This window comes from Oceanobacillus luteolus (genome assembly GCF_042678205.1).
GTDB lineage: Bacteria > Bacillota > Bacilli > Bacillales > Amphibacillaceae > Oceanobacillus > Oceanobacillus luteolus.
Genome location: NZ_JBHUDE010000049.1, coordinates 67,881 through 84,078 on the forward strand (window position 1 = coordinate 67,881; position 16,198 = coordinate 84,078).

The window sequence follows — 16,198 nt, forward strand, 5'->3', positions numbered from 1 at the left end:
CATTTACCTCCTAATTAAACTGTCTTAAATAGCGGATATCTTCATAGTGGGAGCCGTCATAAATAGAGCGATAATCAAATACATAGTGATTTTCCTCATCATAGTATACGAGTTCCCATAATAGTTCGTTATCCAATAAAGCCGGAGTTGCTTTCACTAATTGGCATGACGGGCATTCAGACTGCCACATACCGATCATCTTAGATTCAGGAAGAATTTCATCCGCATCCACGGTAGTCAGTTGCTTTTCACTGCCTGCCAACGGGTAGAAAATAATTTTTTCGCTTCCATCTTCTGTTTTTCCGTATACTACATGATAGGCTTGTTCACCATTAAATTTTTCAATTTTTTCAATGTCCGTAATCGAAGTTTGTTGAATTAAATCCCTTTGTGTCTTACTGAATCCTTTAGTTCTTTCTTCGTTTAAATCCATGTATAAAAAGATACCATATATTACAAGAGAAATAAATAAGATACTGAAGATTAACAGGCTATTTCGCAACCATCTGCGATTCATTTTCGTCATTTTAACATCTCACACCTTTACAATGACTTACTTCCTAAAATCTTCCTATAATTTTATCAAAATTTACTAGCCATAGTACAATTAGAAATGTGAACAATATAGATAGTAAATTGTTTAAAGCCGTGTTTATTTACAGCCTTATCCTGCACTGATAAATGCCACGGCTATAAGCAAATTACCAAAATTCACTTGCTCATACCACCTGCACACCACTTATTATGCTACTGTATCTCTATACAGTAGCATCTTTTTTAAAACCATTCTTTTGCTTTAGAAAGCAGCGCATGGGTTGAGTCATAATGAACAGGGACATCAGGAATCGATTCTGTGAAGTACTTTCCATAGCGTGCCTTCACAATCCTCGCATCACAAATAAATACAATACCCCGATCACTTGTGGAGCGGATTAACCGGCCAAATCCCTGCTTGAATTTAATAACAGCATTAGGTAATGACAGCTCCATGAATGCATTTTTATGATTTTCTTTTATTTCTAAAGCTTTTGCTTCATATACCGGATGATCCGGCGGTTGGAATGGTAAACGGACAATCACCAGGCAGGAAAGATCCTTTCCAGGTATGTCAACCCCTTCCCAGAAGGAACTTGTTCCTAACAAGATAGAGCGTTCGAAGCTTTGAAAATTCTTCTTCAATCTAGCTCTGCTACCGCTTGTAATTCCTTGTCCGATAAGCATGTATTTTTCTTCCGTCATTATTTCCTTCAATAACTTGTACGATTTTCTCAACATATCATACGAAGTGAATAAAACGAGCATCCTTCCATCAGTGACTTCTGCCAATGATAGAATCGCCTCACTCGTAGCATAAATGTAATCATCCATGTTGCCATATTTGATATCTGGAAAATCATTCGGTACTAAAACCTGAACTTGGTCTTTAAATGAGAATGGCGAGTTTATTCTTTTCGTAATCAGCCGGTCCTCAGTCAAACCAAGTTGTTGTATGATAAACTGGAAAGAATTTCTCATCGTTAAAGTAGCACTTGTCAATACAACACTATCCTTCTTAACGAACAGTTCATCATTAAGTAATTGGGATACTGACGTTGGCTCACTATACAAATACACGGCTTGATTAGAGCCCTTTGTATCAATTTCAATCCATTGTACATGATTGATATCGGGCTTTGGCAAAAATAATAGTTGCAATTGATCGATTTGCATCTTAAGCCGCTCAATCATTTGAAGAATTTCCTGCTTATCATACTTATTATAATTCGTCGCTTTTTCGAGGGTCGAGTCGAGTGTCGATAGAAAATGGACCAAGTCACGATAGTAAAAGATAATTCGGTTAACCATCTCAATAATGGTATCCCAATCCTTTTCATCAATTTCATTTTTACTGAAACGGAATTGAATTCTTCCTACATCACTTAAGGATTTATCGTTTTTACGCTGTTTTTGGACGAAATGATATAAGTAATGAAAAAGCTCATCAAGTTCATATTTTGTATCATCCATCAATTGATCCCACTTATCAAACTCGATATGTTCAAGCGAATCTTTATACTTACCGATAACTTGATTCAGCATACGATTCTCTTCATAGCGACCAATTTGATTTAAAGTAAAGTGCATGGATATATTATCCAACTTGAGACCATAATGATGTGCGGCCGTTGTCTCTAAATGATGTGCTTCGTCGATGATTAATTTATCGTATGTAGGCAAAAATTGATAATCATTAAACATGTCCGTACACAGTAAAGCATGGTTGGTTATAATGAGATCTGCACGTTGCGCACGACGTTTCGCTCTCGTATAGAAAGAATAACTGAACCACGGTGAAGTGACATCCAGCCGTCTTTCGGAATCAGCGGAGATACGATTAAAAAAGTTATATCCACTAGATGGCAGCTGAATCTCATCAATATCTCCTGTAACAGTTTCTGTTAACCAGACAAGGAGAATTGCTTTTGTCAAGATGATATCGTAATTGTCCCGCTCCTTAGAATTTAATTCATGAGCAAAACGTTCCAGACTCAAATAGTGGTTTCTTCCTTTTAAAACCATTGCTTCAATTGGGAAATCCACTAAGTTCTTCACTAGAGGAATTTCTTCTTCCAACAACTGTGTTTGAAGTTGTGTCGTATATGTGCTGATAATAATGCGTTTCTTTTGTTGAACAGACTCATACAAAGCTGGAAGAAGGTATGCGAGAGATTTACCAGTGCCAGTTTCTGCTTCAATTAATGCATGTTTTTTCATTTGAAATGCATCATATATGGTTTCTGACATTTCCCGCTGGCCAGTTCTTTTCTCGTACGATTTAAGATTGTTTTCCAACGCGCCATTTTCCTCATAAATCTGGTCTAAATATTCACCAAAAGAAGTCTTCATCTGTACCTCTTCTCTTGGAGAGTCCTCAGTTAATTTGAAAGCAAGCCCTTGGTACGTAATAAACTCTTCATCTCTAACTTCTAATTCAGCCTGTTCCATCGCTTGCTGCAGCAAATCGTGAAGGTCAGACTTGAGCATTTTCTCCAATTTTGCCAGATTGGCTAGTGTTTCATAAGGCAGATTAAATAACTTCTGTTTTAATAACAGGAATATTTCTGCTGTTACATATGCGTCTGATAATGCTCGATGGGGTTCATCATGATGGATATCCAGATATTCTGCAAGCTGAGATAATTTATAGCTTGGTGCTTTCGGAAACAGGATTCGTGAAAGTTCCACTGTATCGATGACTGGATTTTTTAGAATCATTCTTCCACTATTTTTCAATTCCGCATTTAGAAATCCCAAATCAAAAGGCACGTTATGGGCAATCAGGTAACCGTCTTGAAATAGGTCGATGACTTTATCTGCTTTATCGGAAAATGCAGGTGCATCTTTCACATCTTCATTTGTTATATTTGTAAGGCTTGTAATAAATGGAGGAATGTCCTTATCTGGATTCAATAAAGTATTTCGTTTATCGACAATTGTATTATCCTCTATTGTAACCATACCAATTTCTATAATTTTATCCTCATTTTCAGGTGAATGTCCTGTAGTTTCTAAATCAATGACAACAAATTTATTCAATTCCACACCTCCATCCCTTCTATTATATACAGCATTCATACGAAAAGAAAACTCTTATCTTCAGTAGGATAAGAGTTTTATATGATCTGGAGTCACATTTCGGTGGTCGCCGGTTCTTCATGAATCAATTCTTCAATTTCATTATTCTCGTTCATTATTGCAACTACTGGCTGAAAAGATGCTAATTCACTTTCAGCAATCATTGCATAAGAAACGATGATAACTACATCATCCGGTTGCACCAGCCTGGCTGCCGCTCCATTCAAACATATAATTCCAGTCCCTCTGTCGCCGGGGATTACGTACGTTTCAAGCCTTGCTCCATTATTATTATTTACTACTTGAACCTTTTCATGGGGCAAAATATTAACTTGCTCCATAATATCTAGGTCAATTGTGATACTCCCAACGTAATTCAAATTTGCCTCAGTTACTCTAGCACGATGTATTTTACTTTTCATCATAGTGCGAAACATGAATATTTCCCCCTCAACCTTCTGCTTCTATAATCAAATTATCGATTAATCTCGCATTTTTAAACTGAACGGCGACAGCTAAGATGACTCGCCCCTTAATGGTTTGAATGTACTTTAATGCAGGGTAACTTAATACCTCTACATAATCAATCTCTCCCGAAGAATGATGTTCAATATGATGTTTCACTTTTGAAATGACAACTGAGGGGTCTTTTTCTCCATTTACGACCAGTTTATTTCCTTCTCGTAATGCCTGGTACAAATGAACAGCATTCGCTCTTTCTTCTTTTGTTAACCGCACATTTCTGCTGCTTTTAGCCAAACCATCTTCTTCCCTTACTGTTGGCACGCTGACGAGTTCAACAGGGAAATTGAGTTCAGTGATCAAGGCATCGACTACAGCAACTTGCTGAGCATCCTTCTTCCCAAAATAAGTACGGTCAGGCTGGACGAGATGAAACAGCTTGGTCAGGACCGTAATCACACCATCAAAATGCCCTGGGCGGGAACGTCCACATAATACGTCTACCCGATCGGTAATCTTCATGCTGACCATTGGTTCATTTGGATACATATCTGTCACTTCAGGAACAAACAAATAATCAACGCCTGCTTCCTTGGCTTTTGCTATGTCTCTTTCTTCATCGCGTGGATACGCTTCATAATCTTCATTCGGCCCAAATTGTAAAGGATTTACAAAGATGCTTGCAATGACGATATCGTTTTCCCTAGCTGCTTTGATTAAGCTGATATGTCCCTCATGTAAATAACCCATCGTTGGAACAAAACCAATTGATTTATTTTGTTTCTTAAATTGCGTTGCAATATCCTGGATTTCTTTTGCTTTACGAATGACTTTCATATTCTTCACCCTAATTATTCTAAAATGGAACGGTCTTTAAGTAGGAAAGAATATTCCTCACTTGGGAAAGTTCCACCTTTCACATCATTTACATAATTTGTAATGGCTTCTACCCCAGCTCCGTTAAAGTCAGCATAGGTTTTTACGAATTTGGGTAACCGATCGACACCATACTGCATCACATCATGATAAACAAGAACTTGACCATCACAATGAACACCAGCCCCAATTCCGATAGTAGGTATATCAATTTCATTAGTGATCACCTCAGCTAATTCAAGGGGAACACACTCCAACACTAGTGCAATCGCTCCAGCTGATGCTACTGCTTTGGCATCCTCGGTTAGCTGCTTAGCAGTTTCTTTATCTCTCCCTTGAACTTTATAACCACCAAGTACATTAAAGGTCTGCGGAGTAAGGCCTAAATGTGCCACTATTGGAATTCCTGCATCTTGTAAACGTTTAATTAAGGTTATATTCTCCTTAGAACCACCTTCAATTTTTAATGCTTGAGCATTTGTTTCCTGGAATAAGGCAGCGGCATTTTTAAGTGATTCTTCTAAGGAAACATGATAAGACATGAAAGGCATATCCACCACGACGAATGTGTTCGGAGCACCCCTTCTTACCGCTTTACCATGGTGGATCATATCTTCTAGCTTTACTTGTACAGTGCTATCATAACCCAATACGACGTTACCTAATGAATCACCTACTAAAATCATATCAATACCAGCAGCTTCAGCCTGTTTTGCTGCTGGATAATCGTAAGCAGTAATCATCGTAATTCTATCGGTTTCTTTTTTCATTTTTAACAAATCAAGTGTTGTTTTCAATTGAGTTCTCCCCCCCAAGTTTATTCAAACCACTGGATTTCTCCTGAATATAATTTTTCCTTTTCTCCCAATGAGTTAATGATTAACAGTGCCCCATCTTCAGCGATACCATGGAATACGGCTTCTGTATCCCCTTTTGGAGTCGTTATTTTTATCTTCTCACCAAGTTTAAACCCATAACTCTCCCATTTTTGTTTCACTTCGGTGAAGCCGTCTTTGACATACTTATCAAATGATACTTCGAATTCATTTAAAAACTGTTGAATAATCATTTGCGTCGACCACGTTTTTCCTGTCTCATGATATAAAGAAGTAGCTTGATAGGTAAATGATTCTGGTAAGTCATCATTGGAGTGATTAATGTTCAATCCTACTCCGATGACAATGTATTGAATTCTGTCTTGTTCTGCTTGCATTTCGGTCAATATCCCTGCGATTTTTTTCTTTTTTAATAAAATATCGTTTGGCCATTTGATCATTGGCTCCACTTGAGTACATTTTTTCAACACATCAGCAAGCACCGTAGCAGTAAGCAAGGTGAGCTGTGGTGCTTGTTGAGGCAATATCATCGGGCGAAGAAGCATGCTAAGCCACATTCCTTTTTTATCTGCAGAATGCCATTGACGATTCATTCTACCCCGTCCCATTGTTTGCTCATCCAAAATGGCGACAGCTCCGTGCTTTGCTCCTTCTTGTGCAGCTTGATGAATCAAGAATTGAGTTGAAGGACCAGATTCTTTATGGATGATGGTATGTCCCAACCAACTAGTTTCCAATCCCCACTTAATCGTATTTTCGCTTACTTTGTCTGGTTGCTTTAATATTCGATAGCCTTTTCTCGGTACACCTTCAACAACATACCCATCTTTTTCGAGAGCTTTCATATGTTTCCAAACACTATTTCTAGATATTTCTAAAATTCTTGAAATCTCTTGACCGGAAATAAAATTATCTTTGTTTTCGGAGAGTATTTGAATTAATTTGTTTCTATTGGATTCCACTTTAACCATTCCTTTATTTCATCATACTGATTATGGACTTTCCCTGTAACGACAGCCTCTTCAATCTTGTCCAGCGTCTGCTTTATCCAGGAACCCCTTTTTCTGTCTGGGAAAAATGATAAAAGATGGTTACCGTTTATCTTCAGTTCGCTTCTCGATTGGATAGGCAGCTTTTCTTTGGCATGATGAAGTTCGGTCAAACTGATTTGTACATTAAATATTAAATCTACTAATCGAATAAATGATTTCATTCCTTCTTCATTCAGTCGGTAGATTGTCATTTCATCCAGTCCATTGGCTTCATATCTTTTTATGTCTGAACAAAGCATGTCAGCCATCCTTTTCGTATGGTTTGAACATTTCCAAGCTTTCACCCATTGTTGAATAGAGATTTCAGGAAACCGAAACTGAAAATAAGCAATTACTTCTGCGAATGTATGTAATGGTTTCATCTCTTCTGGAAGTTCATTAATCAAGCCAGGATGGTCTTTAAAAATAGGTAACACATCACTTATTTTTGTTTTTACTAAATAATTGATTCCATTCTTGATACTATCTCCAGCGAAAAAAAGCTCCATTTCTTTTGTGATTCTTTCAATCGAAATATCCAAGATGGCTTGTTTTGAGGCAACCATTGCATCATAGGTACGTTCTTCAATTTGAAAGCCAAGTTGGCTAGAGAATCGGAGGGCACGAATAATCCGTAGTGCATCTTCGTTGAAGCGCTCCCTTCCGTTCCCTACTGTCCGTATCAACCTGTTTTCCAAATCATTTTTGCCGCCAAATAAATCAATGATATTGCCTTCTTTATCCATTGCCAGTGCATTCATCGTAAAATCACGACGTTCTAAGTCCTGCTCTATATTCCTGATGAATTCCACGTGATCTGGGTGTCTCCCGTCTGAATAATCCCCTTCAGTACGAAATGTTGTAACTTCATAGGATTCTTTCTCAAAACGTACAATCACTGTGCCGTGCTCAATTCCGACTGGAATGACATTTGGAAAGATTTGCTGTATTTCACTAGGTGTAGCAGAGGTAGTAATATCAATATCTTTGATTGGCCGCTGTAATATCAAATCCCGTACACAGCCACCGACAAAGTATGCTTCATGATTATGCTCTTCAATTTTTTCCAGTAGAGGTATAACTCTTAAAAATTGTTTGGTTAACATGCTATCACCGTTATTCTCTCAATTTAGTAGATCTTTATATAAATTTATATATTGTTCCAAAATAATCTCTGATTGAAACCTTTCCTTGACTGACCTGATAGCAGCCACTGATAGTTGCTTTTGGTAATCAGAATCAGTAAGCATGGACAAAGCATGTGCAGCTGCAGCATCCGTATCGCCCTTGTCTACAATAAACCCTGTTTCTCCATGGACAATCACTTCTGGAATACCACCGACATCTGTCCCAATACAAGGTACACCGCAAGCCATCGCCTCTAATAAAACAAGACCGAAGCTTTCTTTCTCAGATAGTAAGAGCAGCAAATCACTAATCGCCAGTAAATCACTAATATTATTCTGCTTTCCTAAAAATAGGACGTGATCTTCAAGGTTTAATTCTTTAACTAGCTTCTTTGCGTTAGAATACTCCGGACCATCACCAATGAGTAATAACTTTGTTGGTGTTTGTTTATTTATTTTATAAAAGGTTTGAATGATATCCGGAACCCTTTTTACTTTGCGGAAATTGGATATATGAATAATGACTTTTTCTTCTGGCTTGATGTTAAATTGCTGTTTCATTAATGGTGCTTCGTACGGATAATATTCTTTTTCATTCACAAAATTATAGATGACAGAAATTGGTTTTACCGTTTCTATCATCTCTTGTGTCTGTTTTGCTAAACTTTCCGATACACTTGTAACAGCATCAGATTTTTCAATACCATACCGGATCATTTTCTTAAATGTATCATCAATGCCTAATACAGTGATGTCCGTACCATGTAAGGTAGTAACAACTTTCACTTTATGTTCGGCAATATCCCTGGCAAGAATGGCACAAATCGCATGTGGTATGGCATAATGCACATGAAGAATATCTAATTTCTCTTGGTCGATAATTTCTGCCATTTTAGACGCTAGTGCCAAATCATATGGTGGATATTGAAACACAGGGTAATGATTGACTTCAACCTGATGGAAAAAGATCTTTGGGTGGATTTTATCTAACCTAAAGGGCAAGTCTGAAGTAATGAAATGGATTTCATGCCCATTCTCAGCCAACAGCTTACCTAATTCCGTTGCGATAATTCCTGATCCACCTACAGATGGGTAACAAGTTATTCCGATTTTCATTTATTATTTTTTATCCTTTGCTTTAATAATTTCTCGCCACTTAAAGTCGCCCCGTTCCAAACCATGGATAAATATCTCCGCTGCAGCCAAGTTTGTCGCTAAAGGTATATGATAGACATCACATAATCGCATAAGTGCTGTCACATCAGGTTCGTGTGGTTGTGCTGTTAAAGGATCACGGAAGAAAATAACCATATCCATTTCGTTATTTGCAATCAAGGCACCAATTTGCTGATCACCGCCAAGTGGTCCTGACTGAAAACGATGAATGGAAAGCTCTGTAGCCTCTGATATAAGCTTTCCAGTTGTTCCAGTAGCGAATAATTCATGTTCGTTCAGGATATATTCATAGGCTATTGCAAAATTTATCATATCTTCTTTTTTCTTATCGTGAGCAATTAATGCGATTTTCATTGCGTATAACCTCTTTTCTCTCTATAATATGTTCTCCAAACCGTATACAAGTTCGTCCAATTCCATCACTTTATAAATGGATGTTTTAATGCCATCCATGAATGACTCACGATTTAACGAATCATGTTTAATTGTAAATAATTGTCCAGGCCCTCCGAATATAACTTCCTGATGAGCGACTAGCCCTGGCAAACGGACACTATGAATGTGCATGCCATCAATCTCGGCACCACGTGCACCTGCAAGTTCTTCTCTTTCATCTGGATGTCCTTGTTTTTTCTCTGTTCTTGACTTACGAATCATTTCAGCAGTCTTTACAGCTGTGCCTGATGGAGCATCGACTTTTTGATCATGATGCATTTCAATAATCTCTACATCTGGGAAATACTTCGCAGCCATTTGAGAAAACTTCATCATAAGTATCGCGCCGATTGCAAAGTTAGGGGCGATGATACAGCCAACTTTACGTTCTGATGCAATTGCTTTTAATTCTTGGACACTTTCCTCAGAGAAACCAGATGTTCCGATTACTGGTCGGACATGATGTTCAAGTGCAAGTTTTGTATGTATGAATCCTGTTTCAGGACTTGTCAAATCGATGAACACATCTGCTTCCACTTTTGTAAAACATTCTTCAGGTTCAACAAATATAGGTACAGCAGCATGGGTATGTTCGGAAACATCTTTAAGGAATTTTCCTTCATTCTTTCGATCGATTACAGCAACTAGATTGAAATCCGGAACTTGATCTATCATTTTTATAGCTTCGTTCCCCATTTTCCCTCTTGGTCCTGCTAATATAATGTTTATTGTCATTGACGTTTCACCTCATAAGTTGTTTAAGATTATTTCTTTGTCCATCTATCTTTATCACGTGTTTCAAATTTCGACATGGATTGCTCAAAGGTGGCAGACAAATCAATATTGAGCGAATTGGCGAAACTTGCAAGTACAAAGAGACAATCCCCAATTTCTTCTTCGACAGTCTTTTCTCTTTCTGTTGATTTTTTTGGCTTTTCTCCGTAATGGTGATTCACTTCACGGGCAAGCTCCCCTACTTCCTCCGTTAATCTTGCAATCATTGCCAGTGGAGAAAAGTAACCTTCTTTAAACTGGCTAATATAATCATCCACTCGTTCTTGGATTTCTTTGGTCGTATAGCTTTGCTCCATCGTGTTCGTTCTCCTTTATCCACATCAATTGCTTATCTTTCATGTTAGCTAACCTTTCGCATTTTGACAAACTTTTTCTTTAGAATATCATTAAATTGTTCTCCTTGGGTAAAATGATTATAATTGATATACCTACTCTTGATCGAAAGGAGATAATTCATGTGCTGTTTGGTCTAAGAATCAAGAGCATTATATTCATCTTATTGGGAGCCGCAATCTACTCCTTTGGGATAGTTCATTTTAATATGCAAAATAACCTCGGTGAAGGCGGCTTTACCGGAATTACACTTTTATTGTACTTTTTATGGAAATTTGACCCAGCAATCACAAATATACTGTTAAACATCCCGGTATTTCTGATCGGCTGGAAACTGTTAGGTAGAAATACTTTCATATATACTCTTATCGGAACCTCTGCAGTTTCCCTATTTTTAGCGATATTTCAACGATATCAATTTGATATACAACTGGAAAATGATATGATGTTGGTCGCTTTATTTGCAGGTGTATTTATTGGGGTTGGTCTTGGAATCATCTTCCGGTACGGAGGCACAACCGGAGGAGTAGACATCATTGCGCGTTTAGCTAATAAATATCTTGGTTGGAGTATGGGCAACACCATGTTTTTATTTGACTTCCTAGTCATTACTTCTTCTGTTTTATTAATCTTGGAACTTGATCAAGGAATGTATACGCTAGTTGCTGTTTATGTGGGTGCACGGGTACTTGATGTTATTCAAGAAGGGGCCTATCTTGCAAAAGGGGCAACGATCATTTCTGAGAAAAGCGAACAGATAGCAAAAGAAATCCAAAAAATGGATCGGGGAGTTACTGTCTTGAAAGGTCGAGGAAGTTTTACCGGAGCAGAGCGAGACGTACTCTACTGTGTTGTGGCGAGAAATGAAATTGTCCGACTAAAAAATATCATTCTCAAAGTGGACCCTCACGCCTTTATATCCATTAGCACAGTTCAGGATGTACAAGGTGAAGGCTTTACCTTGGACGAGAACAAAAAACCACTATTATAAAATTAGTAAAGGGATGACGAAAGATTCGCCATCCCTTTAATCTACATAGAGCAAAACTACTCTCTACTATTTAAGAAAATTAAAATAAACCGGGCTAGTTCAAGTACTGCCACAAGTGCTGCTGCAACATAGGTTAGCGCCGCCGCATTCAACACTTTTTTCGTTTCTCTTTCCTCGTCATTTCGAATAATCCCTGTCGAGATGAGTTGCGTCATCGCACGATTGGAAGCATCAAATTCAACTGGTAAAGTTACAAGTTGGAATAATACTGCTGCCGCAAAGAAGAGTATTCCGATGAGGAAAAGGCCTGTCGCTTGAAAGAAAATACCGCCTAGTATTAGAAAAAAGGCTAGATTCGAGCCTAAGTTTGCAACTGGGACAAGGGCACTTCTGAACCGCATAAAAGCGTATTCTTCTTGGTCCTGAATTGCGTGTCCTACTTCATGGGCTGCTATTGCAGAGGATGCCATCGAACGCCCATGGTATATATCCTCAGAAAGGCGAACCACTTTAGAACGAGGGTCATAATGATCTGATAACTTACCTCTTGTTTGTTCAATGTTCACATGGTATAGTCCGTTATCATCCAGAATTTTTCTTGCCACCTCGGCACCTGTTCTTTGGGAAGAAGTTGGCTTTTTAGAATACTTACTGTATGCGGATCTAACTTTTGCTTGAGCCCATAATGGAATAATGATAAGTAAGGCTATATATATTAAGTAACCGCCCATCTTTTTCCCTCCAATATAAAAGTCTATAAGTCAATTTTAGTCAGGAATCCAAATTCAGTCAACTAATTTGTCCCGCTCCGTTCCTTTCGTTCTTGTTTGTTTTGCTTCTCTCCCTTATACTTTCTCCAACTAACATAAGATAATGTAAGGATAATAAAGCCACCAACAATTAGCAATGCTGGCAATAACGGAACTAACTCGGCATTAGTAAATAACCAATTTGGAAATGTGAAAGCATTTGCACTAGACGAAAGAATGAACGTACCAATAGCACTTGAAACCATTAATAGTAAAGCTGATGTCATTCCCATTTTAGTCACCTCACCTATTTTCATTTATATGATGAGGGACTGCCATTTATCACTCTAAGATAATATCCTAGTCTTTCTAACCGTCAACCAGTATGCAAGGAAGAGACATGCAATACTTAGCCAAAATGTAAAATAGCCTATCTCCTTCATATACTGTGTTAAAGACGAATAAATTGGCATCATTCCGAACACGTAATCAATCACATCATTATGTAACGTCCATATTCCAGCAATGACAAGATGCCTCATTTTGATTTTATAAAATGGAGCATAAAGTATGCCTTGAATTGCCATTCCTGCATGAGATAACATCAGCATGTACCCTGCTGGAGATAATGAACCTTCAACAATCAATGTTAGAACATTCATTACTACAGCCCACGTCCCGTATTTGACTAGAGTTACAAGGCCTAATGCCTCGATATACGGTACATTCTTATTGAAAAGGAAGAATAAAAGAAAAATCGTGAAAAACAAGCTGGCTGTAGGGCTGTCTGGCACAAATAATAAGTATTTATCCGGTGTAATTGATAACTGAGGAATATACCAGATATAACCATAAATTGTTCCAAAGAGGTTAACCAAAAATAATAATAAAATAAATTTCTTATCTGCAAGTATGTAATTGAACATGATATAAACCTCTCTTATTCAAGATTTTTAGATGTAATTCCACTATATACACTATACTTCCAAGTAAGCAAGCATTATAAGATAATATAAGCACTTCAAACTTAATACTACAGACATAGAATGAGCGCAATATACAAAACACCCCTACCATCTCAAGCATGGTAGGGGTGTAATCATTCTAAAATTATTCTTCTACAGATTCATTTACAGATAAAATGAAATCAACTAGTTGCTCTAGTTCTTCATCAGATCCAGTAAATTGATCTGGTGGCATTGTGCCGATACCATTTACAGAAATATCTGCAATTTCTTCAGCACTATAGTCAATGCCAACTAATGTAGGAGCAGCTGTACCTTCTAGCTCAGCCCCATGACAAGCTAAACAACTTGTCTCGTAAACAGCATACCCTGGATGTTCTGTATCAATTTCAACTTGAACATCTGATGGCGGTACTGGAGGGTCCATTTCCGCACGGCCTTCCCAGTCTACTGGCGCAGCAGATGAATAAGTTAACCAGATAACAGAAACCAAAGCTAAAAGCATCATACCAACAGCAATTGGTCGTTGTTGGGGTCTTCTTCCTGGACCGTTATCTAAGAACGGGGCTAGGAATAGAGCACCGAATGCAATACCTGGAAGTCCAAGCATTCCTAAAATAATATAGTTTCCTGAAGCAAATTCATATTTCAATAGTTCATATAAGAATAAGAAATACCAGTCTGGCAACGGAATAAACGAAGCGTTTGTTGGATCAGCCAATCCTCCAAGCGGAGAGGGTTGCGCTAATGTAAGTATTAAAAATCCAATTAGGAATACGGCACCTGCCAACCATTCTTTTAATAAAAAGTTGGGCCAAAAAGCTTCAGTTCTGCCAGGATACTCCGAATAGTCTTTCGGGATTCTTGAGGCCGTCGGTCCCTGTTTAATTCGGGAATCACCGACAAATTTCATACCTTTCCCTCTTTGCATGTTGCTTTCCCCTCCTTTTTATAGTGGTCCAGAAATACCTTGTCTTCTAATTAAGATAAAGTGTACTGCTAATAGAGCAAACAAAGCTGCTGGTAAAAAGAATACGTGAATTGCAAAGAATCGAGTAAGTGTTTGGGCACCAACGATTGATGCATCACCAGCTAATAGAATCTTCAATTGTTCTCCGATAAATGGAACCTGTTGTGCCATTTCCAGTCCAACCTGAGTAGCGAAGAACGCTTTGTTGTCCCATGGTAATAGATAGCCTGTGAAGCCTAATCCGAGCATTACAAAGAATAGTAATACCCCTACCATCCAGTTCAATTCACGAGGCTTCTTGTATGCTCCTTGGAAAAATACACGTAATGTATGTAGTAAAAGCATGACAATTACCACACTGGCACCCCAGTGGTGCATTCCTCGAACAATTTGAGCATGAGCAACTTCAGTCTGCAAATAATAAACTGATCTCCATGCATTTTCAATATCTGGTACATAGTACATAGTCAAAAACATTCCAGATAAAATTTGGATTACAACGACGAAAAATGTCAATCCGCCAAAACAGTAAACAAAAGCAGAGAAGTGATGGGCAGGATTAACATGCTCAGGAACTTCATGATCGGCAATATCTCGCCAAATTGGCTGAAGATCGATGCGTTCGTCAATCCAATCATATATTTTCTGTAGCATCTTTTTAAGCCTCCCTGTGTGGTTTTGGATCTCCTAAGAATAGCATTCCATCCTTGATTTCCATTTCATATTCATCTAGTGGTGTCAATGGTGGTGTGCCGGGTACGTTTACACCGTTCTTATAATAGCGACCATCATGACATGGACAGAAGAATTCGTTTGGATACTTTTCGCTTCCTTCCCAAGAAACAACACAACCTAAGTGTTTACATACTGGGGAGAAAGCTACAATTTCATCATTTTCATCTTTAAAGACCCACGCAGAGCGGCTTACTTGAGATTCATACCAACCGTCCACTTGATCGACACTCCAGTCAATCCTTGTTGGTTCATTTGTAATTTCATCAACAGCGATACCAACGTTAGCTAGACCACCGCCTTCACCTGACTTCAATACAGGATCGATAGCCATTCTAACAGGAGAAATTAAAAGGCCAGCTGCCATAAATCCCCCTACACCCATAAGCGTATAATTTAAGAATTGTCTACGGGATACTTGTTGCTTTTTTTCTTCACTCATGATTTTCCCCCCTCTTTTACAATAATTAAGGACATTTATAAATTAACTTACATTACTAGGACAATACCATGATAGCGCAATCTTCTAGTTGGGTCAATAAATAACTAGAGTTACTAGAATTCTTTCCTACTTTGCTAATAAAAAACCTTTATTTGAACAATAAAATTAATTGGTGTTTCAGGCTTATAGCTTTACTGCCAATAAGAGCGGATGATTTCAGTAAGCTGCTTGACTTGATCTCGGATGATTCCCTGCGTTTCTTTTGTTCGTATATCAGCACCGTGAAGACCAGGCAACCATAATAAATTTCCATCAAGTTCTTTTTCATACTTCTTCCACGTTGCATCAAAAGTAAGCAAAATAATATGTTGGAAGGGTTGATCCTTAGCTTCAGCTATCCAATCGTTCAACCGCTGGACCTCTACTTCCTTGTTTCCTTCTTTTAAGTAGTAGTAACTAGGTATCAGCATTACTCTACCACTTAACTCCTGTTCTATTTCACTGCCGAATATCCCCATAACCTCTTGTTGAAATGCATGTTTTTCAGATTCTGCATCATCTGCCAGTTGGAATGGTATGATTGGCAATAGAATTGTGTCAATATATTCCTTGGCTTGTACATATTTCTCTAAGTCTTCTTTTCTCCACTTCATTTAAAACATT

19 protein-coding genes are annotated in these 16,198 nt (G+C 38.0%); 1 reads left to right on the top strand and 18 read right to left on the bottom strand.

Annotation, left to right across the window (positions count from 1 at the left end; genetic code table 11):
* Positions 1–10: 10 nt before the first annotated feature.
* The 11 genes from ACFSBH_RS11715 to ACFSBH_RS11765 all read right to left on the bottom strand — a co-directional run bounded on the left by ACFSBH_RS11715 (position 11) and on the right by ACFSBH_RS11765 (position 10,649).
* On the bottom strand, positions 11–526 hold the full coding sequence (locus tag ACFSBH_RS11715; RefSeq protein WP_251510391.1) for a cell wall elongation regulator TseB-like domain-containing protein: 516 nt from the start codon (positions 524–526) through the stop codon (positions 11–13).
* 251 nt (positions 527–777) lie between these two features.
* Positions 778–3,582, bottom strand: coding sequence for an ATP-dependent DNA helicase DinG (gene dinG / locus ACFSBH_RS11720; protein WP_379597712.1), 2,805 nt, complete (start codon positions 3,580–3,582; stop codon positions 778–780).
* 86 nt (positions 3,583–3,668) lie between these two features.
* Entirely contained in the window at positions 3,669–4,052 is a 384-nt protein-coding gene (panD, locus tag ACFSBH_RS11725) for an aspartate 1-decarboxylase (protein ID WP_251510389.1), read from the bottom strand.
* Between the two features lie 13 nt (positions 4,053–4,065).
* A complete protein-coding gene (panC, locus tag ACFSBH_RS11730) occupies positions 4,066–4,914 on the bottom strand; it encodes a pantoate--beta-alanine ligase (RefSeq protein WP_379597629.1) in 849 nt (282 codons plus the stop codon).
* A 14-nt stretch (positions 4,915–4,928) separates the two neighbouring features.
* Positions 4,929–5,750 carry a 3-methyl-2-oxobutanoate hydroxymethyltransferase gene (gene panB / locus ACFSBH_RS11735; RefSeq protein WP_379597631.1) on the bottom strand — a complete coding sequence of 274 codons (822 nt, stop codon included), beginning with the start codon at positions 5,748–5,750 and terminating at the stop codon, positions 4,929–4,931.
* A gap of 20 nt (positions 5,751–5,770) precedes the next feature.
* Positions 5,771–6,760, bottom strand: a complete 990-nt coding sequence (locus ACFSBH_RS11740) for a biotin--[acetyl-CoA-carboxylase] ligase (protein WP_379597633.1) — start codon at positions 6,758–6,760, stop codon at positions 5,771–5,773.
* Positions 6,727–7,926 carry a CCA tRNA nucleotidyltransferase gene (locus ACFSBH_RS11745; RefSeq protein WP_379597635.1) on the bottom strand — a complete coding sequence of 400 codons (1,200 nt, stop codon included), beginning with the start codon at positions 7,924–7,926 and terminating at the stop codon, positions 6,727–6,729. The genes ACFSBH_RS11740 and ACFSBH_RS11745 overlap by 34 nt, the downstream gene beginning before the upstream one ends.
* Before the next feature lie 18 nt (positions 7,927–7,944).
* On the bottom strand, positions 7,945–9,063 hold the full coding sequence (bshA, locus tag ACFSBH_RS11750) for an N-acetyl-alpha-D-glucosaminyl L-malate synthase BshA (RefSeq protein ID WP_251510379.1): 1,119 nt from the start codon (positions 9,061–9,063) through the stop codon (positions 7,945–7,947).
* A gap of 3 nt (positions 9,064–9,066) precedes the next feature.
* A complete protein-coding gene (mgsA, locus tag ACFSBH_RS11755; protein WP_251510370.1) occupies positions 9,067–9,477 on the bottom strand; it encodes a methylglyoxal synthase in 411 nt (136 codons plus the stop codon).
* 21 nt (positions 9,478–9,498) lie between these two features.
* On the bottom strand, positions 9,499–10,293 hold the full coding sequence (gene dapB / locus ACFSBH_RS11760) for a 4-hydroxy-tetrahydrodipicolinate reductase (protein WP_379597638.1): 795 nt from the start codon (positions 10,291–10,293) through the stop codon (positions 9,499–9,501).
* Positions 10,294–10,322: 29 nt separating this feature from the next.
* Entirely contained in the window at positions 10,323–10,649 is a 327-nt protein-coding gene (locus ACFSBH_RS11765; RefSeq protein ID WP_379597640.1) for a nucleotide pyrophosphohydrolase, read from the bottom strand.
* 161 nt (positions 10,650–10,810) lie between these two features.
* Between ACFSBH_RS11765 and ACFSBH_RS11770 the strand changes: the two genes are divergently transcribed.
* Positions 10,811–11,677: a YitT family protein gene (locus ACFSBH_RS11770; protein ID WP_379597642.1), complete on the top strand. Its 867-nt coding sequence runs from the start codon at positions 10,811–10,813 to the stop codon at positions 11,675–11,677.
* Positions 11,678–11,733: 56 nt separating this feature from the next.
* On the opposite strand, the gene ACFSBH_RS11775 is transcribed toward ACFSBH_RS11770, so the two are convergent.
* From ACFSBH_RS11775 to ACFSBH_RS11805, 7 genes are all read right to left on the bottom strand, one after another.
* Positions 11,734–12,408: a zinc metallopeptidase gene (locus tag ACFSBH_RS11775; RefSeq protein WP_251510345.1), complete on the bottom strand. Its 675-nt coding sequence runs from the start codon at positions 12,406–12,408 to the stop codon at positions 11,734–11,736.
* 62 nt (positions 12,409–12,470) lie between these two features.
* Positions 12,471–12,743 carry a sporulation protein YpjB gene (locus tag ACFSBH_RS11780; RefSeq protein ID WP_379597644.1) on the bottom strand — a complete coding sequence of 91 codons (273 nt, stop codon included), beginning with the start codon at positions 12,741–12,743 and terminating at the stop codon, positions 12,471–12,473.
* A 30-nt stretch (positions 12,744–12,773) separates the two neighbouring features.
* Positions 12,774–13,352: a lipoprotein heptaprenylglyceryl N-acetyltransferase LhaT gene (gene lhaT, locus ACFSBH_RS11785; RefSeq protein WP_251510340.1), complete on the bottom strand. Its 579-nt coding sequence runs from the start codon at positions 13,350–13,352 to the stop codon at positions 12,774–12,776.
* A 184-nt stretch (positions 13,353–13,536) separates the two neighbouring features.
* Positions 13,537–14,322, bottom strand: a complete 786-nt coding sequence (locus ACFSBH_RS11790; protein WP_251510338.1) for a menaquinol-cytochrome c reductase cytochrome b/c subunit — start codon at positions 14,320–14,322, stop codon at positions 13,537–13,539.
* 18 nt (positions 14,323–14,340) lie between these two features.
* Positions 14,341–15,015 carry a menaquinol-cytochrome c reductase cytochrome b subunit gene (gene qcrB / locus ACFSBH_RS11795; RefSeq protein ID WP_251510336.1) on the bottom strand — a complete coding sequence of 225 codons (675 nt, stop codon included), beginning with the start codon at positions 15,013–15,015 and terminating at the stop codon, positions 14,341–14,343.
* Between the two features lie 4 nt (positions 15,016–15,019).
* Positions 15,020–15,535, bottom strand: a complete 516-nt coding sequence (locus ACFSBH_RS11800; protein ID WP_251510333.1) for a QcrA and Rieske domain-containing protein — start codon at positions 15,533–15,535, stop codon at positions 15,020–15,022.
* 191 nt (positions 15,536–15,726) lie between these two features.
* The gene (locus ACFSBH_RS11805) at positions 15,727–16,188 is read right to left on the bottom strand and encodes a YpiF family protein (RefSeq protein WP_251510330.1); all 462 of its coding nucleotides are present in this window, start codon (positions 16,186–16,188) and stop codon (positions 15,727–15,729) included.
* Positions 16,189–16,198 lie beyond the last annotated feature (10 nt).

What these genes read in the sequence shown, in the direction of transcription:
- ACFSBH_RS11715 (WP_251510391.1), bottom strand. Translation starts at nt 526, where the DNA reads ATGACGAAAATGAATCGCAGATGGTTGCGAAATAGCCTGTTAATCTTC.
- panD (WP_251510389.1), bottom strand. Translation starts at nt 4,052, where the DNA reads ATGTTTCGCACTATGATGAAAAGTAAAATACATCGTGCTAGAGTAACT.
- panC (WP_379597629.1), bottom strand. Translation starts at nt 4,914, where the DNA reads ATGAAAGTCATTCGTAAAGCAAAAGAAATCCAGGATATTGCAACGCAA.
- ACFSBH_RS11740 (WP_379597633.1), bottom strand. Translation starts at nt 6,760, where the DNA reads ATGGTTAAAGTGGAATCCAATAGAAACAAATTAATTCAAATACTCTCC.
- ACFSBH_RS11745 (WP_379597635.1), bottom strand. Translation starts at nt 7,926, where the DNA reads ATGTTAACCAAACAATTTTTAAGAGTTATACCTCTACTGGAAAAAATT.
- bshA (WP_251510379.1), bottom strand. Translation starts at nt 9,063, where the DNA reads ATGAAAATCGGAATAACTTGTTACCCATCTGTAGGTGGATCAGGAATT.
- mgsA (WP_251510370.1), bottom strand. Translation starts at nt 9,477, where the DNA reads ATGAAAATCGCATTAATTGCTCACGATAAGAAAAAAGAAGATATGATA.
- dapB (WP_379597638.1), bottom strand. Translation starts at nt 10,293, where the DNA reads ATGACAATAAACATTATATTAGCAGGACCAAGAGGGAAAATGGGGAAC.
- ACFSBH_RS11765 (WP_379597640.1), bottom strand. Translation starts at nt 10,649, where the DNA reads ATGGAGCAAAGCTATACGACCAAAGAAATCCAAGAACGAGTGGATGAT.
- ACFSBH_RS11775 (WP_251510345.1), bottom strand. Translation starts at nt 12,408, where the DNA reads ATGGGCGGTTACTTAATATATATAGCCTTACTTATCATTATTCCATTA.
- ACFSBH_RS11780 (WP_379597644.1), bottom strand. Translation starts at nt 12,743, where the DNA reads ATGAAAATAGGTGAGGTGACTAAAATGGGAATGACATCAGCTTTACTA.
- lhaT (WP_251510340.1), bottom strand. Translation starts at nt 13,352, where the DNA reads ATGTTCAATTACATACTTGCAGATAAGAAATTTATTTTATTATTATTT.
- ACFSBH_RS11790 (WP_251510338.1), bottom strand. Translation starts at nt 14,322, where the DNA reads ATGCAAAGAGGGAAAGGTATGAAATTTGTCGGTGATTCCCGAATTAAA.
- qcrB (WP_251510336.1), bottom strand. Translation starts at nt 15,015, where the DNA reads ATGCTACAGAAAATATATGATTGGATTGACGAACGCATCGATCTTCAG.
- ACFSBH_RS11800 (WP_251510333.1), bottom strand. Translation starts at nt 15,535, where the DNA reads ATGAGTGAAGAAAAAAAGCAACAAGTATCCCGTAGACAATTCTTAAAT.
- ACFSBH_RS11805 (WP_251510330.1), bottom strand. Translation starts at nt 16,188, where the DNA reads ATGAAGTGGAGAAAAGAAGACTTAGAGAAATATGTACAAGCCAAGGAA.